The organism is Alphaproteobacteria bacterium LSUCC0396, from assembly GCA_041228345.1.
Lineage (GTDB): Bacteria > Pseudomonadota > Alphaproteobacteria > Puniceispirillales > Puniceispirillaceae > UBA3439.
This window is the reverse complement of record CP166131.1, coordinates 2,353,059-2,373,718: the sequence shown is the minus strand read 5'-3', so window position 1 is coordinate 2,373,718 and position 20,660 is coordinate 2,353,059. Positions and strand designations below refer to the sequence as shown.

Below are 20,660 nucleotides of genomic sequence, written 5' to 3'. Positions count from 1 at the left end.
GTTTAAATCTCTAGGTTCTCTATTGCAGTAAATTTTGGCTTCCATCCTGTTTCATCAACAATCAACCTATTACTAAAAAGTCTTTGTCCATAAAGCTGCTGATACAATTTTTTCTTACCACACATCTCAAGTATGAGCTTCATTATTATTATTGGTATGGGCACGCTGACGTAATTTTTCAGTTGAAGCCTTTTCATTAAGCTTTTTGTAGAAATACCTTTGTCCTCGCACACATTAAACTTCATACTGATAGTTAAAGGATAACTTGCAGACACAATTATGGCCCTCGATAAATCGGAAACATGAATCATTGTTCTTTTGGATTTAGCAAGACCAAACGGCAAAAAATGGAGCCTTTCTCCCCATTTCTTTAGTTTTGATAAATTTCCAGGTGAATTTCGACCGTAAACCAAGGGAGGCCTTAAAATCACATAATCAAACTTATACCTTTGTGAAAGTTCTATAATTTTATTCTCCGCAAAAATTTTTACCTTTCCATAGGCTTCATCAGAATACAAAGGGCAACTCTCATCCATGATTTTATCAGATTCATGTACACCATAAACAGCAACAGAGCTCAGAAATATAACCCTCTTTAAATTGCATCCACTCAAAACCTCATTGATAGTTTTCTCAAGATAATTGACGTTAGCCTGATATAATTCATCATAATTCGCTTCCCTGTGAGCTAATCCGGCAAGGTGAATCAAAACAACCTCTTCATTTGGATCTACAAAAGGCAGTTTAGGCTGATTGTCTTCCCTAGTTATTAAAGAGTATTTTGTCTTTTCCAAATCCAAAAGGCGAATAACTTCCGACCCAATGAATCCACTATGACCTGTAATCACATAATGCATGATCAATTGGATCCACTATGGAAGCTCAAACTCCCAGTTACCCAAATACACCTCACGGGCGCCCCGCCAATTGAGACCATTCCGAGAGCGGCAATGTTGAAGAAAAGCACTTTTCAAATGCAGCTGAGGAAGACTGACTCATTAGTTTTTTCCATAACTGACCCTTTACCAATTTCATTATTAATCTCACCAATTTTTCCACATCTCCAGTTGCCACAGAAAAGCCTTAACTATCAGCGAGCCTCATTTTAGCTAATTCAAACCTTTTTCCATCAACAAAAGAATCCGCCGTCCTTGTTTCAAATGTTTCAAAATTAAATCTTGCTGCAGACGCCATTGAATTCCTCTGTTCTTTTGCACAAACTGCGGAGAATCCCAATTTTAGCAGCAATATTATGGCTTAGGTTGGCTAATGAACCGCTAAGGGCACGACTAATAAATCTATTCCCCCCTTTTATAAAGCATCTTATTTTTGGAAAGTTGACAGTCAAAACCTTCGATATTTTTTAATCGCATTAATGCAATAGTGACCGAAATGCCAAGCTGAGCGGGGTATTGTAAGCGCTTCCACATTGCGATAGGTTTTCCATACTTCCATAGCTGATTTCCACTTATTCCTTGACACCGAACCCTCCATGACCCGATACCGCATCAGATCATGGTTGAGACCAGCCGCAAATCCTCCTGAGCGCAGTAGCTCCAGCCAACAACCAAAATCATCGTAGTATATCGGTTTCATCTCAAACTCACCGGTCAGTTGCCTATCGACCAGCACAGTCGAGGTCGCTATCGCGGTATTGTTCAGCAAGTCAAAATAGGTGAGTCGCGGTGGCACTTGAATCAGCTGTCCAGTTCTCCGACTGTCCACAGAGATACGGCGGTATTCAGTAAAGGAGATATGAGCCCCTTGGGCTTTATGAAACACCAACTGGGTTTCCAGCTTTGTCGGCAACCAGAGGTCGTCACTATCTAAAAATGCTATCCATCGGCCCCGCGCATGGCGCAAAGCGGCATTACGAGCACGCGCCGGACCACCGTTCTCAGGTTGTCGAATCAGGAGGATACGATCATCCTGAGAGCTCAACCCTTGCACAACCTCACAGGTGTTATCCGATGAGCAGTCATCCACAACAAGCATTTCCCAGTTGAGATGGGTCTGTTGGCGCACTGATGAAATGCATTCCGTTATTGTTGATGCTGAGTTCCATGCTGGAGTTATTATCGAAATTAAATCCAAACAATTTTTAATATTACAATCAGCTGATTCACTCAAATATCCCGTCAATTTGGAACTCCTTGTGGAAGTCTCAATTTTCCCGACTCGATAGAATAACAGAGTGCGAGTAGCGCGACCTTAACCCAAAACGTCCATGCCACAAGAAATGTAAATGTTCCACTCGTATACATTGCGCTCATAGCAAAATATACATATACCGAAAAAAAAGCCGTATAGGCACGGCCCTTATTAAAGTTCTTTGCGCCAAAGATCATGAATAAAGCAAAAAAAACGTTCAAAATGATAATAATGGGATATGCCAATATGGCGCCTGACATTTCAAATATACTTTCGGGATAACCTCCGGCATACTGAACGCCATCTTCGTACAGGCTTTGTTCTAGGTGAGCTCCTAGTGATGCTCGCATGAGATAGCGTATACCAGTATCTCCACCGCCAAGGCCAGGCTCAACAAACATGAAATACAAGGCTTCTTCTCTGGAATCCACATTGCCTAAAAATAACCGATTAAATGTTTCACCCCACATTTCCCCTTGCTGCACGAAAAAGCGTTCAATTAATCTATCTTTTATAACTTCGTTGACGTTTTCAATTTTGGCAATATTTTTTGTAACTCGGCTAGTGTAAGAGTTAATTATTGATATTCCCGATAAGATACTGATAATGACGATGCCAGATACTATCAATTTTTTCGGGACTAAATAAGGACTTACTCCAGGATTTTTCCTACTCTTTCTAAGTAGCAGTGCACCCAATGGCAACACAAGAAAACTAAAAAAACTAAAATAGCCAGAAAATCTAACAGATATTATAAATAAGTATATAAAAATCAGAATGATTGGTACGATAAATTTCAAATCCAGCCCGCGCCCTTTTAAGCTCGGCCATACGAGGCACCCGCCCAATAATGCCATAATAAGTTGACCATACTTGAATAAAAATAAAGTCATAGGCCCGGCGAATTGATCTCTATACTCATAGCGCTCCATACCTTGAAAAACTGGATAAACTCCCTTGAATACTAAATCAGCATATAAAGCAGTTATAAATGCTATTGCGATCAGAAAAACAGCATTCTTATCAATTAACTTTATTTTTACAGTTCTGTAACAATTTATATTCAAGGGCTTTATAAAAAAGAAAGGCAGAAGTGTTGCGATCATTGCAAGTCCAAAGAATTCTCCACCAGTAGGATTGATCAAAAACTTATCAAGTTGGCTTGAGAAAATCGGTGCATTAAGATCAATATAGATCACAGAAACCGTTCTCCATGCAAAGATTACTAGTAGGAATATAATTAGCAGCGATGCAAAACGAACTCTTAAAAAAAGAATTGCTATTAACAATAAGGCGACAGATGGCAGTATCATTTATCTCGTTGTCCTATTGCCTTCATTAATCATTGCTTGCTGCATTGATTGCGCAAACAGTGCTAAGTTTCCTGGCTCATTTATATACAATTCGCCAGGATATGAAGATCCCCAGACCTGTTCAAAGAAAATTTCAATCTGTTCTCGATTCTTTGATTTTGGCTGGCGTATCAAAGTTTTAAGAATTGTTGGCAGTTCGCTCAGGTTGTCTACTGCTAACACTAACGATGATGTTCTATAAAACGAATCACCAAGAGCTAACACCGGCTTGCCCAATAGGATTGCCTCGGCCCCAGACTTAGAGTTGACAGAGACGACGGCGTCACACTGACAAAGTATGTCATAGTTGTTGTTAGCAGGGTTGATCAGGGCAAGCTGATCATAACGCTTCAATAACTTTTTCAAGCGGCTGGCATCCACCGCACCCGTCATGGCTGGGTGTTCTTTAATTGCCAGCTTGTAGCCGTTGGGGAGGTTGCGCACCAGGTAATCAATTAAGCCCAGTTGATCCAGGAACTGCGGTGAACGCAGGGTTAAAGCCATATCGCCAGGTACATGCAGGGGGTAGTAAACAAAGCGCTCTAGCTTTGATATTTCTGTATAACTTCCAGCAAGCTTGATGCTATTAAGGAGCATCCCCACATGGCGGAAAACATGACTGCCGAGGTGGCCGAACTCCTGATGCTTTCCTAGCAGGTATTTATCGATGGTTTTCTCAATCAGTCGACGGATGTTGTGCCAATTGAAAATTTTATGCACGGCTGCTGAGTAGTGGTGCTTATCTTTAAGTGGCATAACGATTGTTTTGTTTGCCTTGGCCTCACTTAGATAGTCTTTGACTTCACTGCAGGCCGCTTTCACGGGCATTTGGGGAATTTCTATAGCACTGAAACGGTTTTTGAGAAAAAATTGGCGACCACGGAAAAAGGAAGGCTCAACAAACCAGTTGTCCACACCATGCTTACGTGCGGAAAAGAAACTGGCGATAACGCTTATAAAACCACCAAGCTCCTGGATCATTACCGGCTGGCAATCTTCAGACAGGTCCGATAGTGAGCGATCTGCAAAAACCAGGTAAGTCATCAGCCGCCTTGACATTTCTTGGCTATCTCGAAGATCGAAAGCAAAGCGCTCATGAGTCAGCCAGAAATTCAGATTATCTATCCCATAATACGACAGACTCGCTTCCACGCTCTGCATCATGTACTCGGCTTGCCGCCTGTCCTTGGCACTGACCGAGTAGACCTTAAACTTTTTCTCGGCAAGGTATTCAGTTGAGCGGTCGTCAAACGATAGAAAGGCAACCGGCTGACCCTGCGCCTGCAGGTGTTGACCGATTTCTGCCCAAAAGCGAGTTTGATAGATAGCTAGAGTGGTAATGACCCAGGTGGAGAAAGAACGAGACATAAAAAACCTTTTAATTACAGGAAGTACTTTAGGTTCGGATTAGTAACAGGCTAATTGCGCGAAAATCAACCAGGCGAAACAAGAAAGCGGTAACCGCCAGTTCAGTTGCGAATAGGAGGTTCTCGACCGGCCAAGACAGCGAGGCGTGCACTAACGTACCGATCACAACTACCTGGATAATCATCATAGCCGCTAATGCGCCAGACAGGTAGCGTAGTGGTGAGAAGTGGCGCGCCTGAATACTCAATATGATCACCAACGATACCAGTGTAGTGATAATTGCGCCTATGATACCCAACGCAGGAATCAGCACAAGATTCCCACCGATGTTGACTAACAAGCCAACAGCGTAACTGATGAAAACATATCGGTTTTTTTTATCTAACAGCAGCACTTGCTGACCCAGAAAAATAAGAGTGACTAGCACGGGGTAAGGGGCAAACATCAGATAAGCGGTTACATTCTGGCTGTAAGCCTCATTAGCCAACAGGTCGACCAACCATTCAAGATTAATTAAGACACCACCCATTGCGGCTAGCAAAAAAAGTGTGCTGTATTTTAGCTGGGCGCTCAGCAGGTAACGGGCTTGCCCTCCGATCTGGTTACCCTCTTTATGAAAAGATTCTACCAGATAAGGATAGACAACCCAGATTATTGGGGCGGCGGCCAGATAGATGTAGTTGATAAGCCGAGACATAAAAGCATAGAGCCCAAGTTCTGTCTGCCGGTCAAAAGCTGACAACATATAAAAATCAAAATTTTGAATGAGTTTCCAAGCAACATCAGAGAGTATCAGCGGTGCACCAAACATTAAGGCGCTTTTTATAACAGGAAATCGCAACCTAACTTTAAAGAAAACTTTAAAGCCTCTGAAAAAGAAGATGTTGGCTAATAGCAATATCAGGTAAAGAACTATATAAACGAGTGATAACTGGTTGAGGTCTGCTTTGCCGATCCACGAGATAGCTGCGTAGATTAGTCCAAGTTCCAGTATCTTTTCGAAGCATCCAATCAACAACCGAATCTCGATTCGCTTTTGGTAATTGAATAGACGGCCAAACTCGTTATAAATAAGGTTGACCAAAAATGCTAAGAGAATTGCTACCACAGCACCATCGTACCCCTCAATATTTAAAGCCGGTACCACCCAGGGCAGACAGAGGGCGAGAAAGAGGATGGAGAGGGCGATATAAGCTAGCGACTCCGCCACAAGTACTGCTTTGAAAAAACTGAGCTGGATGTATAAGCTGCGGCCTGGCACTTTGATGCTGAGGACTTTCTGTAATCCTAGCGAAAAAATCATGGATGCGGCAAAACCACTGGAGAGCAGCATATTCCAAATACCGTAGCTTTCTACAGAAAGGTTTTTGGTAAGCAGAGCCATCTGAACAGGCACCACTAATAAATTTATAAATCGTGGCAGGTAAGACAGAATAATCTGACGATGCATACGAGGCTGACTCACCAAAAAACCTCACGGAAGTACTTTTGAAGTTTTTGCTGTTGCTCAGGGCTTCGCTGCTGAAGCAAATAGGGAAGTGTGATATCGGCCTTATGATAAAAGTTGCGCTGCTCCTTACTTGAAAGACTATCTAAACCATTAATTTGGCAGAAATTTGATGGTGGGTAGACTGGGTCGAGTGGCAATTCCGACTTGTAATGGCAGTAATGCATATAGTAGAACTCAAGTAGTTGATCTAGGTCTGTATTGCAGCGCAGTTCGCCAGCATTCTTTATAAGACGCTCGTATTCATCAATGGTTTGGGGCGTAAGGGTGAAGTTGAAGGCCACATGCGGATTGTCGCCGGCCATAACTACGGGGACCCCCAAGTAGGGGAATTCGTGTCCAGCGGATCCATAAACACTGAAGACGGCGGTGATGCCTTCATCAACAAGTTGTCGGTTGGAAGTCTTTGAGTCGAGAAAGTGAATCTTGGGAAATCGAGCTTTCAGGCGTTCAAGTATGCAGTCGTTGCCTGGCAGTCCGTTGGGGTGAGCCTTCACGTACCATTCGTATGTGGTTTGGGAAGCGCTATCGAGTGTAAAGCAAATCCATTCCCAGAAATCTACAAACAGCATATGACGATAGATGTGGGGGCTGTCAAAAAAGTCATGAAGCAATACAAGCACCTTCGTTTTGTGGGTGCTCATCAGTGCTCTTTCTGCGCTTGCTCGCTTAGCATAAGCCGATTGGCGCATATAAATCAAGCCTTCGTCGATTTTACCATTTAGGCGTGCATTAATCCGTTCGGTGGCCTGCTGTTTGCCCCTGAGTTGTATTTCACGAGGAAGCAGTGCAAACTGTTCACGGTAGAGCCAGTAGGGAACCCGTCTGTAAAAGCTCGAATCCATGGGCTGCAGACGACAAGGAGTTTCCACAACTGAGTAGGTGGGAATGCCCTTCAGGATCGCCACGCGAGCCACAATGCCGGAGTAGATATAGGCAACATCACCAGGGATGACCGAGACCACCTGATGACGGTTAAAATACTGTTGCGTGCGTCGAGTAATGAAATGAGCTTGGATCATGATCCATAGCAGGCCCCAACTTCGAATCTGGATAGTCTCCCGCCGGCAGCGGCGCAGATAAGTATCGTAAATCAAGGTCCCAACCGGTATACCCTCTATTTCGACCTCAAGCACATCTTTTTTGCACTGCAGCGCTCTGAAACTACATACCGCATTCCAGATCAACGTCGGACCGTCTTGCCGCCACCAGCTCCAACTCAAACCCAGACGCGAGCCGAAAGAACAAAAAATCCGTTCAAGTACCAAATTGGGGACAGCTAACCGATCTAGGCGTTCCGATTCAAAGCGGTAGTGGCTAATTGAGGCATTTTTACTTTTAGCCAGAAAGTTGCCAGCTTGAGCATACAACTCAATTGGTGGATAAGAGTTCACCTGATTGATCAGCACATGGCTTTTAGTCTTCGTCCTTGGACGCCGAAAAGTGGATAGATTGGCCGCCATATAATGCCTCGCATTGGCTGACGCTATGAACCGACGCACTATAGTTTTCGATATTAAAAAGAGTTTCATGAGGATGAAATACGCAGGGATTTAAAGCTCGACTGAAATGGATTGACATAATCCGATCGCAATGTGTTTCTAATCCGAGGCCTTTGTATTATTGCGCTCGCCGACTGAATTCGCTCCAAAACCTCAGCAACGGCTTCGAGGGAAGGAATTTTCTCATTACGCGCCCGTTGGAGTTTTGCAGGCGTGGTCAGATTTTTAATGAGGCTTGCTCCACGATAGCCCAACCATCGCCGTGCCATATGTACCATTCGTTGCCGCGCGGCCAATGTTGGAACATTTACAGCAGCGGCTTGCGGCCCCTTTTCCGCTAACCTTATCAGAGAGTCTGCTACCAGTTTGGCGGAATGACCATCCACAGCACGATAGTTGGCGTTAACCAGTCTGCGAAGCGCGTCATCGCGACTTGGTAACGGAGGCAATGAGTTCCGCTCATTGGCCAGGTGCTTCAGCCAATAGACCATCTCTTCAAAACTGCTAGCGTTACGGCTGACCCTAAAAGGCTCACTGCTATGATCACGAATTTCTTTGCGGTTGAGCCACTCGAATCCCAGCGTTTCTATATGCATCAGCCCCGCTTCTACACCTGTAAAACAGTTCACATGCAATAACGCAGCAGCCTGGTTAATCCACTGCAATGACGTCCCTTCTTTGCGCAGGAGTAAATTTGGCAGAGACTCTGCCATCTTTTCGTAAGGGGACATACTTTCGAACGGATGGGGACGAAGAACAAAGGTTTCTTCGGGTAGTGCCTTCACTATGGCAGTAACGTTTTGTCTAACATCTTCAAAAAGCAGTTCAGAAGCTCGGACAAACTCCTCCGCCCGACTTTGAGAACCCCAACCAACATCTACCCAACCTCGAACTTCAGTGCTCGCATCTTCAGAAAACTGAGGATTCACAACTGGAAAATTGGTGTTGATAAGAATATAGCCGGGTTTAACGTCGTTGGCGGGTAGTGCGGGCCGCCATTGATTGGCAATAAAGTCATAACGGGGACAGCCCGTCACTGTGACTTGTCCAGGAGCAAAACTTCGAGCCTCTAGCAACTCTTTTGCTTGCTCTCTCCCCCAGCAGTAGTATTGATCCACAAACGACTTTACGTTTTGCTGGCGAAGAAGCTGGGCATGGTTAGGCCACCACTCTCCAACTCCCTCTGTATCCAATATAGCAACACGAATCCCCTGGCGCTGGTATAGCTTAAGAAGCTCCAAGTTATTGACCCGTGCATAGTTCGCCAGAACCACATCGGGTTGTAGCGAAGGGACATCAAAACCCTGAGCGTACATCGGTACCAGAAAGACCTCTACCCCTGCTTGAGCAAGGTACCAGGAAATAAGACATAAGCCGTCGAGGTCACGCAGCGGATTGTCTATAATTAGGCAAATTCTAGACATAATACATTCAACGCAAAATACGATGATTGAGTGGGGCAAAATTCACGAACCATTTGATCATCGCCTTCTTATTTTATCTCGGGTAACTGGTGTGTTTGCTATAATATCTCGCTTCACTAAATGTCCAACAATCTGGTCAAAATATTTCGGTTCTAATCCATAGCCTGGCCTAACACTTCGAATACATTGTTCAGTTATTACATCACCAGCCTTCATGTTCTTCACAAAATACAAAGAACGGCGGAACTGTACATTGCCCTGCTCACTCGATTTACGACCGTAGTCAACACGACCAAGCGCTCTCCACGCAGTTTTGGTATCACGGCAAAGCGCGGCAAGACCTGATGGCTCCAGCGAGAAGCTGTCGTCGGGACCACCCCCATTGCGATCAAGCGTGAAATGCTTTTCGATGATACACGTACCCAGCACTACGCTGGCAATAGCGGTGGTGTTGTCGAGTGTATGGTCCGAAAGTCCCGTGACCAAACCAAAGCGTTCTATCATATCGCCGATGGTAAGCAGGTTGTATTCTTCGGCGGGCGCAGGATAACCGCTTACGCAGTGAAGGATAGCCAATTCTTTGCAGCCTCCTTCACGGGCAGCGGTGATCGCTTCCTGAATTTCTTCCGCATCGGCCATACCGGTGGAGATAATCATTGGTTTTCCAGTGGCAGCCACATAACGGATCAGCGGTAGATCAACGGCTTCAAAGGAGGCAATTTTGTAGGCTGGTGCGTTCAGGTCTTCGAGCAGATCTACTGCTGTGCTATCGAAGGGTGAACTGAAGACAGGGATCCCGATCTTTTTTGCGTGTTCAAACAGGGGCTTGTGCCACTGCCAGGGCGTATGTGCCCACTCATACAGCTCATAAAGCGTTTTACCGCCCCATAAACCGCCCTTAATCTGGAAGTCAGGTAGGTTGGAGTTCAACGTGATGGTATCAGGCGTATAAGTTTGAATTTTAACAGCATCAGCACCTGCCCTTTTAGCTTCTGCGATAATGCGAAACGCTGTATTTATATCACCATTATGATTTGCAGACATTTCAGCAATTATGTACGGCTCATATTGACTACCGATTCGACGACCAGAAATTTCAAATTCACTCATTATCCAATTTCTCCAAAACCAACTTGTACCTCTGCCCATGCATCTCGAACCAAGCAGGGTAACGATCCGGATCACACATGCGTATCAGATCAAACTGATCGGAAATGCTTGAGTGAGGGTCAACCCTGCTATCGTCAGGTGTTCTTTTTCTATAATATGTCGGTTCTATATCGAAACCTTGCTGATAAGGTTTAATTTTGTCATAGTTTATCAACGCTTCGTTAATTAACTTTATTTCTGCTTCGAACAAAACATGATTGACTTCAAACCAAATCGCAGTCTTGTCAACGGGGATTTTACGCTTTAACCATATCCGCCCTGAGTCCACTTTATCTTCTGCTTCTAAAAGACTCAATGTAATGACTTCGCGACCTTGTATGATATCCCAAATGTGCGGGCTCCATCCGCGCCCTTTCGGCAGATCACTTGCGTGCAGTACTAAAGTATGACAATAGCTTTCCTTGTGCTCTGCTTTTATAACTTCGGAGCAAGAAAGAAGAAAAAGAAAATCTCCGCTAGTTAGTTCTGCGGGGCTCCGAGCAATGGTTATGTTATGACTGCCATTTACTTCTTGAACCCATGCATTCAAGTAAGCATTAACAGGATGCAAAGCATCAGAGCATAGGACAGTAATCTTCACTTAATCGCTCCGTTAAAAGCGGATACAATACGTTCAGCACCCGCTCCATCACAAACCTGAGCAGCATTTTGGGTAAGAAGGGAACGAATTTCTGCATCGCTCGCGTACACTTGAATCATTTCTGCAATCTCTTCTGTAACTCGTGACGTATCAACTAATAAACTAGCCTTGTATTTTGAAAGAGCCTCAGCAATCGATCGTTGATTTTCTGCAAGTATAACCGTAATCGACGGCAAGCCCATGCAACACCTCTCCCACGAAGTGCTACCTGCAGCACCTATAGACAGGTCTGCCTGGTACATCCGCGCTGCCATATCCTTCACGTTCACACTTACGGTTGTCTTGAACGGTAATTGGGCGGCCTGCTGACGGACGTCATCCAGATAAGGCGCTGCAGCACCCATAATGATGTCCAACTCAGTGCTGGAGTATAGTGACGACGTTGCCAGCGCCTCAAGTACTTTACCGGTAAAGTTGTCGCGGTCTACTCCACCCAAAGATATGAGAATACGCTTGAGCTCAGTTTGTTTTCGACGTTCAAGGCTTTGTTCACGTAGAGCCGAAAATTCTGGGCGTAGTAGAGCAAAGCACGGACCGACCAGTCGATGGCACTCTGATGGTAAAAACCCATCATAATCTGATACGAAACGGCCAAGATTTTGATCCAGTAGCAGTGCGCACGCATGAGGACGATTCGCCAGATCATCAATTACCATGATGTCTCCTACTGCGCTGGCGACAGTGTATTCCCACTGCGCATCGAGTGCGTAGTGGTCAACGACCAGCCAGTCCAATTTCAGTGGTGAAATGACTTCCATTGTTTGGCGAGCATCTTCTTGCCAGGGCGCGCCCAGCCAGAGTGCATAATCGTCAGATACTGTATCCTTTTCCTGCGGCCATTGAATTGCAGGGGCCGGCAGCAACGTTAAACTGTGCCCTTGACTTGCAATCAGATCACCGAGATTACCTGGATGCTCACGGCACACAAACCAGCATTCGTGGCCTTGGCGTGCGAGTTCATTGGCGAGCGTAAGGCAGCGCGTCACATGGCCCGTACCAATTTGGATGGAGGCATCAGCGCGAAAGGCGACTTTCACTTTAACCCACCTTCAGCTTGCATGGTGCGGAATAGCCATTCAGCCCTTGCCCAGTCTTCTGGAGTGTCTATGTCCTGCACCCGATGGCGTGGTAGCTTAATAGGGAGAGAATCTTCGCCGAAGATGGGACGCTCTTCACACCAGGCTTCAGCAGTCCCCCAGTAAAACTGGCCCGCATCATGCCAGGCTTCTTTAAGATCTTGTGAACGTGTCATGAAGTGTTCAGGGTTGAACATGGCGACATGGCCGTGCTCAGTAATCCGGATTGCACGTTGAATAGGGAAGGCATAGCTGGTGACTGAGAAAGCGTAATCATGCCCTGATCCGTTGATCAGCTTCCAACCTGCCTGCAAGTCCTGTACGGATAAGAAGGGCGCGGTCGCATAGATACAACAGGCATAGTCAACTTTGCTCTTGTTTGCATCCAGCCATTGAACGGCATGACGTATGACTGGGATGGTACCCGTGTAATCATCTGACAGTCCAGACGGGCGCATAAAGGGCACATCAGCACCCCATTGCCGTGCAATATTGGCTATTTCCTTATCATCCGTGGAGGCGATGATTCTATCAAAGCAGCCGCTGGCTTTGGCAGCCTCTATCGACCAGGCAATCATTGGCTTGCCGCAAAAGTCTCTAATATTCTTGCGGGGTATGCGTTTACTACCTCCACGGGCAGGAATGATGGCAATTCGCATTACGCACTTGTCTCAAGCCGAAGTACCGAACCCAGTACGCGAGCCACCTCATACTGCTGTTCATCGGTCAGACCTTGAAACATGGGTAAGCTGATTGCTTGACTGTAATAGTGTTCTGCTTCAGGGAAATCGCCCTGTTTGAAGCCCATACTTTGATAATAAGGTTGGGTATGAACTGGAATGTAATGCAGGTTTACACCAATACCTTGTTCACGCAGGCCCTCAAACACTTGTCGATGATTTTTGTCGATCTTGTCGAGTTTCAGCCGAATTACATACAGGTGAAGTCCCGAGTAGCTATCAGGATGTTGCCAAGGGGTTATAACCGGTAGGTCTTGCAGTAACGCATCATATCGCTTGGCCAATTCATGGCGGCGGGACACAAATACATCCAAGCGTTCCATCTGGCTAACACCCAGAGCGGCCTGCAGCTCAGTCATTCGGTAGTTGTAACCGAGTTCAATTTGCTGGTAATACCATGGTCCGTCTGGTTCATGCGTCATTAAATTCTGGTCACGAGTTACACCATGACTACGATACAGGTTCATTTTTTCGGCTAATTGGTCGTCATTCGTCAGCGCCATGCCGCCCTCAGCTGTAGTAATGATTTTTACCGGATGAAAACTGAAAACCGTGATGTCGCTGTAACGTCCGCTGCCGATATATTCCCCCTGATACTTGCCACCAATGGCATGAGACGCATCTTCGATAATTTTGAAGCCATAACGCTTCGAGAGTGCATGGATTTGCTGCATATCGCAGGGCTGTCCGCACAGATGAACCGCGACAACTACCTTGGGCAACTTACCTTCACGTTCGGCAACGATCAGTTTGGCTTCGAGCGCTTTGGGAGATAGGTTGTAGGTAAGAGGATCAATATCAACAAAATCGACGTTTGCTCCACAGTAAAGGCCACAATTTGCCGACGCTACAAAGGTAATGGGCGCAGTCCACAGCCAATCATCCTCTCCCAGACCAAGTGCCATGCAAGCTACATGAAGTGCACTTGTAGCGCTGTTTGCGGCCACCGCGTGTTTTGCACCCACTTTATCTGCAACAGACTGTTCTAAGAGTGGTACTTTCGGGCCTTGGGTAAGGAAGTCTGATTGCAGTACCGCGACAACGGCGTCAATATCTGCCTGAGTAATGTCCTGCCGGCCGTATGGGATCATTAAATATTCCCAATCTTTTTAGCGTTATCTGAAATCCATGATTTTAATGAATCTTGACTCATCCATTCTTTATTATTCTCCGATGTATAACTAAACCCCTCTGGTACCTTGACCCCTGTACCAATTCGCAAAGGGTCACTGCTCCAGTTATGAATAGCCGGAAGGATCTTAAAGTACCCATCATACGAATAGGTGTGAGCCGCATCCTCTGGACTAATCATTTCTTCGTGTAATTTTTCACCCGGACGAATGCCAACAATTTCATGTTTAGACCTTTGATCAACGGCGAGCGCAATGTCTGTTACTTTCATTGAAGGAATTTTTTTTACATAGATTTCACCGCCAATCATGTCGTCAAACGCATGCCAAACGAGTTGAACACCTTGCTCTAAGGTAATCATAAAGCGTGTCATGCGAACATCAGTAATTGGGAGGCTACCCTTATCTTTTTGGGACAGAAAGAATGGAATCACCGAACCTCGAGAACCCATAACGTTTCCGTAACGAACTACAGCGAAGCGCGTATCTACAGATCCTGCATATGAGTTGCCCGCAATAAACAACTTATCTGAAGCTAGCTTGGTTGCACCATATAAATTCGCGGGACTACTCGCCTTATCTGTTGAAAGGGCTATGACTTTCTTAACACCTTGGTCAATACAGGCATCAATAATATTCATTGCACCATTGACATTAGTTTTCACACACTCAAAGGGATTGTACTCAGCGGTTGGCACAATTTTTGTTGCTGCCGCGTGTACAACGTATTCGATGCCATTTAGGGCCCGATGCAGACGCTCTTTGTCTCTTACATCACCGACGAAAAAACGCACTCGCTCGTCGCCCTCAAATAATTTCGCCATCTCCCACTGCTTCATTTCGTCTCGAGAGAAAACAACAATCCGCTTTGGGTTGTATTTTGCAAGCGTCATCGGCACAAATGTATGCCCAAAAGAGCCCGTACCACCGGTGATTAAAATCGATTTGTTTGTCAACATTTTTTGTATCGTGCAGTTAAGGCCATGTAAGTTATGAATTAATATCATGTTATTTGCATTAAATATCCAAAAAAATATTTTCAGCCAAAGTCTAATATAACACGAGTTAAACGGATTATTTAATAAGCAAATCTATAAACTCTCTAACAGCTCCCTCACCTCCTTTTTTTGTCAGATTTATAATATTAGGTATCATTTTTATATCATTAATCGCATCTTCTGGGCATGCTGCAATGCTAACGCTTTGAAGTAGTTCTCGGCAGTTAACATCATCTCCAATATATGCCACATTATTTAATGTGATACCATCTTTTCGACATATCTCTTTTGCTATTTCAAGTTTGCCTTTAGCGTCAAGTCCTTGATAAAGGTAGTCTACGTTTAATTTTTTAGCTCTATTTTCTACAATTTTAGTATTTTCACTAGTGATGATGCCTGTTTTTATACCTGCTTTTCGCAAAAGCTCAAAACCCTTCCCATCGTGGGTATTGAACTTTTTGAATTCTTCTCCATTTTCTCCATAATACATGCCTGCATCTGTTAGTGTTCCATCTACATCACAAAGAAAAATTTTAATATTTTGTTTGGGTCGTTTTGAAAGGATATGCTTATCCATAAGAATTTCTGCAATCTTCCAGTCATCTTCTTCATCAATTTCAACTGCTGTGAATGCTTCCATTTCATGAATAGCTACTTTTCCACTAAGACGATTTTTGTCGTTTTTAATATTTGCAATGCTGTTTATATATATGGCCCCATTCTCCATGAAAATACCATCAAAGTCTTGTCTTCTTGGCCGGTTTTTTTGATCATAATTATATGGTGTTCCATCTTCTTTCCAAAAAAATCTTTTTGTCCTTACGCATGTGAGAAGTGAATCAGCTTTTTTCCTTTTTAAAGTCTTTATTGCCTCATCAACATCCTTGGTTTGCGTAAATGGCGAAGTAGCTTGTAACAATATAAATAAATCACTACTTTTAAAGCTGTGCTTTAAAATAAACTCCAACATCACAGATTCTGTACTTGCAGCATCCCCTGCGTTCTGCGCCTCTCTATCGTATATTTGAACTTTAGAAAATCCAAAACTATTTATGACACACTTTATCGCTTCACAATCAACGGCTACAAATATTTTATCTATATTTGACGAGTTTTGTAACGCTTCAAGATTCCAATAAATCAGAGGCTTACCGCAAAAGACCTTTATATTTTTGAGTGGTATTGACTTACTTCCACATCTCACGGGTATAAATGCAATATTCATCTTTTATTTTCTATTCTTTAGTTTATCTCTTTGCACTCGTTCTATTGGCAGTATTTCACTATCTTTGAAACGTAACGCTTCGTAACTAGAGTTAAGATCCCTAACCAGCTTTTTAAGCCCTTGAGGTTCAAGTGAAGCCGCGTGATCTGTTCCCTTCAATGTTTTGTCTTTTGTAAAGTGCCTTTCAATCCATCTTGCACCTAATGTGTAAGCAGCCACATCAAGAGCAACCCCTAAATGATGACCTGAAAAACCTATCCCATTTACTCTGTCTTCATAATTTTCATATAGCCAATTAATTTCAAGCAACGAAACATCTTTTGCAGGAACTGGATACCCTGATGTACAAGAGTAAATAAGAAGTCTTGCTTTTGCTTGATTTTTCTCTTCAAAAAACTTTACTATTTCTTCTACTTCATCTTTACTTGTCATTCCAATAGAAAGTTGTACATGACCTTTAAATTCATCTCTAAGCACCCTTAGCATCTGAAAGTTATTATTACAAGCTGATGGTACTTTTAAAAACTGAGGTTGAAAAGCGACCATCTGTTTTGCACTTGTTACATCCCAAACAGAAGTGGAAAAAACCATACCTATGCTATCACAGTACTCTTTTAGCACTCTATTTTGAGCTACATCAAATTCTAAAAATTCCCTGTGGGCTCCATATGTATCACCATATGAGTTTTCAGGGCATGGATGAGGTGCATTATATTGTTCTTCTGTAAGTAGTTCTTTATTGTTTCTTTTTTGAAATTTTACATATCCTGCCCCCGCATCTTTTGCTAAGTCAATCAACTCTATGGCTATTTCCATCTGGCCCATGTGGTTACAGCCGATCTCTGCTATTATCTTTGGAGGTTCATAATCAAACTTAAAAGCCATTTCATTTCCTTTTGTTTTTTGTTCGTAGAATTTATTTTCTGCCGTATTTATCGCTGTATCGAATAATGTCATCTTCCCCAAAATATTCACCAAGCTGAACTTCTGAGATTATGAGATTTAACTCACTTTCATTTATAATCTTATGTTTACATCCTTTCGGAACATAGATATATTTTCCAGGATAAATATCAAATAGTGACTCACCTAAAATCGCTTTTCCATTCCCATATATAACCACCCAATGCTCTTCTCTTTTCTTATGTTTCTGAAGACTTAATTCACCACCCGGAAAAACAGTTATTATTTTTGCCTGCGCACGAGAAGTTAAAATTGTACTTTTATAAAATCCCCATGGCCTATTATAAATTTCGTGTTCTAAAGCTATTTTATCTAATTGGGTAAAATCATAAGTTAGGTCTAACTCAATACCTTCCAAAAGCAGAATATGAAATTGTTTTTTTGTAATAATATTTACTAGCTTCATATCACTATCTATAATAGGTAAAAGATCTATTTTATTAGATTTGAATTTTTCACATATTTCATCAAAAGTTGAGAAAACAGTTAAATAATCGAAATTAATGTTTATTAATTTCTGCACTGAATCATCCATATGTAAGCCTAGCAGAAATCCCCTCCTTATATCTCCATCTGTGGCGAGTCCCAAAATAGTATTATTATCGTCAAGACAAATCAAAAACCTCTTTTTATTATCTTGTATCTTATTTAATGCTACCCGTATAGAGTCGCTGGATCTTATAATTAAATTATTCATTTTTGTTATCATAAAAAAACATATACGATGGAGCCCACCGCCCTCTCTGTGTCCCGCGTCATGTTACGAGAAGCTATAGAAATCTGCAAAAACCGAAGTCCCGCCTAAGCCTGGAGTACAATTCGATGGCTAAAGTGTATCGAGCTTTCATTGACCCCTAGGTCTATCAAATTATCAGTTTTATCAATCAGCCTCTGGGTATAACCAACCGGTATGGTTGACTTGATGATCATCACCGCATCGGGATTAACACCCTTCACATCACGAATAACGGCTTCAACCGATCCTGTATCAAAGTAATTGGTCATGGGATCATAATCAGTTGGTGTGGCAATCACGACATACTCAGCCCCGACGAAAGCTTCTTGCTTATCCCTAGTGGCTTTGAGATTCAGTTCACGGTTTGCTAAGAAGTCTCCAATCTCTGCATCGACGATGGGAGATTTGTGCTGATTTATTAACGCCACTTTCTCTGGAATGATATCGAGCGCAACTACCTAATGGTGTTGCGCCAATAGCAGCGCATTGGAAAGACCCACATATCCTGTTCCAACAACCGCAATCTTCATTGCACAGTGTCCCAGGACATCGCGCGCAGCGTTTCAATGTAATCGGCCACTGAACACTCAGCATTCCAGCCGAGTGCTTTGGTTTTTTCTGCAATCACATCCGCATTCATACGGTTACCTCGACGCTCAGGTAGCATCTCTATCTTACCTCCAAATAGCCTGGCAATATCCAGAATTGAGAAGGACTCAGGGCAGCCTATGCCAAATTCATCACCATAGCCCTTCTCGCCCACCAGAATCAGCGCTCGGATGATATCATTAACGTGAGTAAAATTACGCTTCTGTTCACCAGGACTAACAACAGTTAAAGGCTCACCTTTTCGCATTTTCTCAGCAAATAGAGCAATCAAGGTAGCGTACTTACCAGTTCTTATCTCACGCGGGCCATAAGCATTGTAGAAGTACACAATCGCATAACGCACACCGAACCATTCACCATAGTTTTTTACTAACTCGGTATTGCTGGCCTTAGTCCAACCATAAGGGCTTTGCGAACGTCCCAATCCACCGTCACCAAACTTCGTACTGCTGCCCGCATAGACAATCTTGCTACCATGCTTTCGACAAAACTGAAGCACTTCAAACGTGCCCGATTTGTTGTAATCCCAAACGGTTTCTATATCATCGAAAGACTGCTCAACCCGTGAATACTCGCCCAAATGGAAGACAATATCAGGTGAAAATATCACCAGTGAATGAATATCTTTTGTGTCGCCCTTGATATACTCAACATTGGGGACGTGGTTATCCTCAGAACCGGTTGAATAGTTATCCAGTGATACCACACGGTTATAAGCATCCTTGGATAGCTGCTCACAGAGGTGGCTACCGATAAAGCCTGCACCGCCAGTAACAAGTATAGTTTTTTGTTTCATGTTCGAATTTTGATTCCCTAAACCAAAATTTTCTGATTTTTAACAACTAGTGCCAGATAAAATTTTCTTCTAATTTTTGTTTAAATTATTGAATTAATGTGATTTATACAAGTTTGGATTATTCAAACTCATACTGGTGAACAAACTCCCGATAATGGCTATTATCGCATTCTTTGATAGCTGCACTCACAACCCTAGAACCTACTGCCCACTAAATCCCATTATCGGGCGTCAGGCGCAAAATCCAGTTTTCCAGCTTGGAACCGCCGCCCGAAACGCCGTCACCGCGCCAGATCCTTTTCCAGCGCCTTTATCTCTTTTTGTAGCGCCTCATACTCAGCCTGCTTGCGCTTCAAAAAGGCCAGGGTTAGTTCTTTTTTGAGATTTATGCCCGACGGCGTTAAAATATAAGCGTAAGCCAGTTTGTTCTGCGCGTTCTTGAAGTTCCTTGCCTTCACGTAGCCCTTTTCCGCAAGCGCGTTTATGCAGTAATGGATGGAGCCAAGGCTAACGCCGCACCTTTTGGAAAGCGCGCGTTGGCTCTGTTCTGGAGCCTTCTCAAGCTCCCTGATAATTTTAATTGACAACTCTTGGTTCATAAAAATAATTTAAAAAAACGCTCTCAGGCTACCGCACGGCGTGGGAATGTTTCCCAAACCGTTTACGTCTGTTCATAACTTGAACACATTAGGCATTTATGTCAAATTGATTTTTGTGACAGGGCTACGACAACTTATAAAATTGAATGACCCAGTAAAAAAAGGAGCAAGGTTGCCACCGCTGGCCAGAAAATTTTAAACTGGGTAAAATGATTACAATTTTAATCGCTAGCCTTTTTGTTAACTAGCTTTCTTTAATTTTTTGAAACGATATTCGCAAAATAAAGCACGTTATCTCGCGCCCTTGCCAGGTCAGTGTAAAACACCAAAAACTAAGAAAGCATTGCCTCTTGTTTAAAGAATTGCCAACATTAATCAGACGCTACCAGAGCGCCATGCGCTATGGTGGTGGCAATGGTCTCACTTATAAACCAGTAGCCCAGTATCTAAAATATTTCAAAATAGACACCGAAAATTATATCAATGCCAACTATCACCAAAAGATGTAACTACAGAGATCTTTAAAGCAAGGTATAAGCCTTTTTTCGCAAGCTAAACTTAAACATGATCCTCTGCAGGTCCTAGAATGAGGGCAGCAGTCAACAGGTCTAGACGGCGATAACAAAAGCAATTAAATGTGCCAGAGAAATGCGGTAAAGATAGAAAGTGCAGCC

The 20,660-nt window shown here is 43.5% G+C and carries 18 protein-coding genes and 1 pseudogene; all 19 read right to left on the bottom strand.

All coding sequences use genetic code 11. The features are described 5' to 3' along the window. Window positions 1-2: 2 nt before the first annotated feature. The 19 genes and pseudogenes from AB8881_11250 to AB8881_11160 all read right to left on the bottom strand — a co-directional run bounded on the left by AB8881_11250 (window position 3) and on the right by AB8881_11160 (window position 19,986). Window positions 3-857: an NAD-dependent epimerase/dehydratase family protein gene (locus AB8881_11250; protein ID XDZ63107.1), complete on the bottom strand. Its 855-nt coding sequence runs from the start codon at window positions 855-857 to the stop codon at window positions 3-5. Window positions 858-1,344: 487 nt separating this feature from the next. Next, window positions 1,345-2,142, bottom strand: coding sequence for a glycosyltransferase family 2 protein (locus tag AB8881_11245; GenBank protein ID XDZ63106.1), 798 nt, complete (start codon window positions 2,140-2,142; stop codon window positions 1,345-1,347). Beyond that, complete coding sequence (locus AB8881_11240) at window positions 2,139-3,350, bottom strand: DUF6418 domain-containing protein (protein XDZ63105.1); 1,212 nt, start codon at window positions 3,348-3,350, stop codon at window positions 2,139-2,141. The genes AB8881_11245 and AB8881_11240 overlap by 4 nt, the downstream gene beginning before the upstream one ends. 114 nt (window positions 3,351-3,464) lie before the next feature. Then, window positions 3,465-4,871, bottom strand: a complete 1,407-nt coding sequence (locus tag AB8881_11235) for a capsule biosynthesis protein (protein XDZ63104.1) — start codon at window positions 4,869-4,871, stop codon at window positions 3,465-3,467. A gap of 28 nt (window positions 4,872-4,899) precedes the next feature. After that, window positions 4,900-6,321, bottom strand: coding sequence for an oligosaccharide flippase family protein (locus AB8881_11230; GenBank protein XDZ64559.1), 1,422 nt, complete (start codon window positions 6,319-6,321; stop codon window positions 4,900-4,902). 11 nt (window positions 6,322-6,332) lie between these two features. After that, complete coding sequence (locus tag AB8881_11225) at window positions 6,333-7,841, bottom strand: hypothetical protein (GenBank protein XDZ63103.1); 1,509 nt, start codon at window positions 7,839-7,841, stop codon at window positions 6,333-6,335. A gap of 65 nt (window positions 7,842-7,906) precedes the next feature. Continuing rightward, on the bottom strand, window positions 7,907-9,304 hold the full coding sequence (locus AB8881_11220; GenBank protein ID XDZ63102.1) for a surface carbohydrate biosynthesis protein: 1,398 nt from the start codon (window positions 9,302-9,304) through the stop codon (window positions 7,907-7,909). 57 nt (window positions 9,305-9,361) lie between these two features. After that, a complete protein-coding gene (gene pseI, locus AB8881_11215) occupies window positions 9,362-10,414 on the bottom strand; it encodes a pseudaminic acid synthase (GenBank protein XDZ63101.1) in 1,053 nt (350 codons plus the stop codon). Then, window positions 10,407-11,054 (bottom strand): formyltransferase family protein, encoded by a 648-nt coding sequence (locus AB8881_11210; GenBank protein ID XDZ63100.1) that lies wholly within the window; start codon window positions 11,052-11,054, stop codon window positions 10,407-10,409. The genes pseI and AB8881_11210 overlap by 8 nt, the downstream gene beginning before the upstream one ends. Further along, a complete protein-coding gene (gene pseG / locus AB8881_11205; GenBank protein ID XDZ63099.1) occupies window positions 11,051-12,151 on the bottom strand; it encodes a UDP-2,4-diacetamido-2,4,6-trideoxy-beta-L-altropyranose hydrolase in 1,101 nt (366 codons plus the stop codon). The genes AB8881_11210 and pseG overlap by 4 nt, the downstream gene beginning before the upstream one ends. After that, window positions 12,148-12,849 carry a pseudaminic acid cytidylyltransferase gene (gene pseF, locus AB8881_11200; protein ID XDZ63098.1) on the bottom strand — a complete coding sequence of 234 codons (702 nt, stop codon included), beginning with the start codon at window positions 12,847-12,849 and terminating at the stop codon, window positions 12,148-12,150. The genes pseG and pseF overlap by 4 nt, the downstream gene beginning before the upstream one ends. Then, window positions 12,849-14,021 carry a UDP-4-amino-4,6-dideoxy-N-acetyl-beta-L-altrosamine transaminase gene (gene pseC / locus AB8881_11195; protein ID XDZ63097.1) on the bottom strand — a complete coding sequence of 391 codons (1,173 nt, stop codon included), beginning with the start codon at window positions 14,019-14,021 and terminating at the stop codon, window positions 12,849-12,851. Before pseC ends, pseF begins: the two co-directional genes overlap by 1 nt. Further along, window positions 14,021-15,019 (bottom strand): UDP-N-acetylglucosamine 4,6-dehydratase (inverting), encoded by a 999-nt coding sequence (pseB, locus tag AB8881_11190; protein ID XDZ64558.1) that lies wholly within the window; start codon window positions 15,017-15,019, stop codon window positions 14,021-14,023. The genes pseC and pseB overlap by 1 nt, the downstream gene beginning before the upstream one ends. Window positions 15,020-15,134: 115 nt before the next feature. Then, the gene (locus AB8881_11185; GenBank protein XDZ63096.1) at window positions 15,135-16,283 is read right to left on the bottom strand and encodes an acylneuraminate cytidylyltransferase; all 1,149 of its coding nucleotides are present in this window, start codon (window positions 16,281-16,283) and stop codon (window positions 15,135-15,137) included. Between the two features lie 3 nt (window positions 16,284-16,286). Beyond that, window positions 16,287-17,168, bottom strand: coding sequence for an N-acetylneuraminate synthase family protein (locus AB8881_11180; GenBank protein XDZ64557.1), 882 nt, complete (start codon window positions 17,166-17,168; stop codon window positions 16,287-16,289). Between the two features lie 31 nt (window positions 17,169-17,199). Further along, the gene (locus tag AB8881_11175) at window positions 17,200-17,943 is read right to left on the bottom strand and encodes a CBS domain-containing protein (GenBank protein XDZ63095.1); all 744 of its coding nucleotides are present in this window, start codon (window positions 17,941-17,943) and stop codon (window positions 17,200-17,202) included. A gap of 164 nt (window positions 17,944-18,107) precedes the next feature. Continuing rightward, window positions 18,108-18,512, bottom strand: a pseudogene (locus AB8881_11170) (UDP-glucose 6-dehydrogenase). Next, window positions 18,509-19,387: an NAD-dependent epimerase/dehydratase family protein gene (locus AB8881_11165; GenBank protein ID XDZ63094.1), complete on the bottom strand. Its 879-nt coding sequence runs from the start codon at window positions 19,385-19,387 to the stop codon at window positions 18,509-18,511. Before AB8881_11165 ends, AB8881_11170 begins: the two are co-directional and overlap by 4 nt. A 281-nt stretch (window positions 19,388-19,668) precedes the next feature. After that, the gene (locus tag AB8881_11160) at window positions 19,669-19,986 is read right to left on the bottom strand and encodes a MarR family EPS-associated transcriptional regulator (protein ID XDZ63093.1); all 318 of its coding nucleotides are present in this window, start codon (window positions 19,984-19,986) and stop codon (window positions 19,669-19,671) included. Window positions 19,987-20,660: the final 674 nt, after the last annotated feature.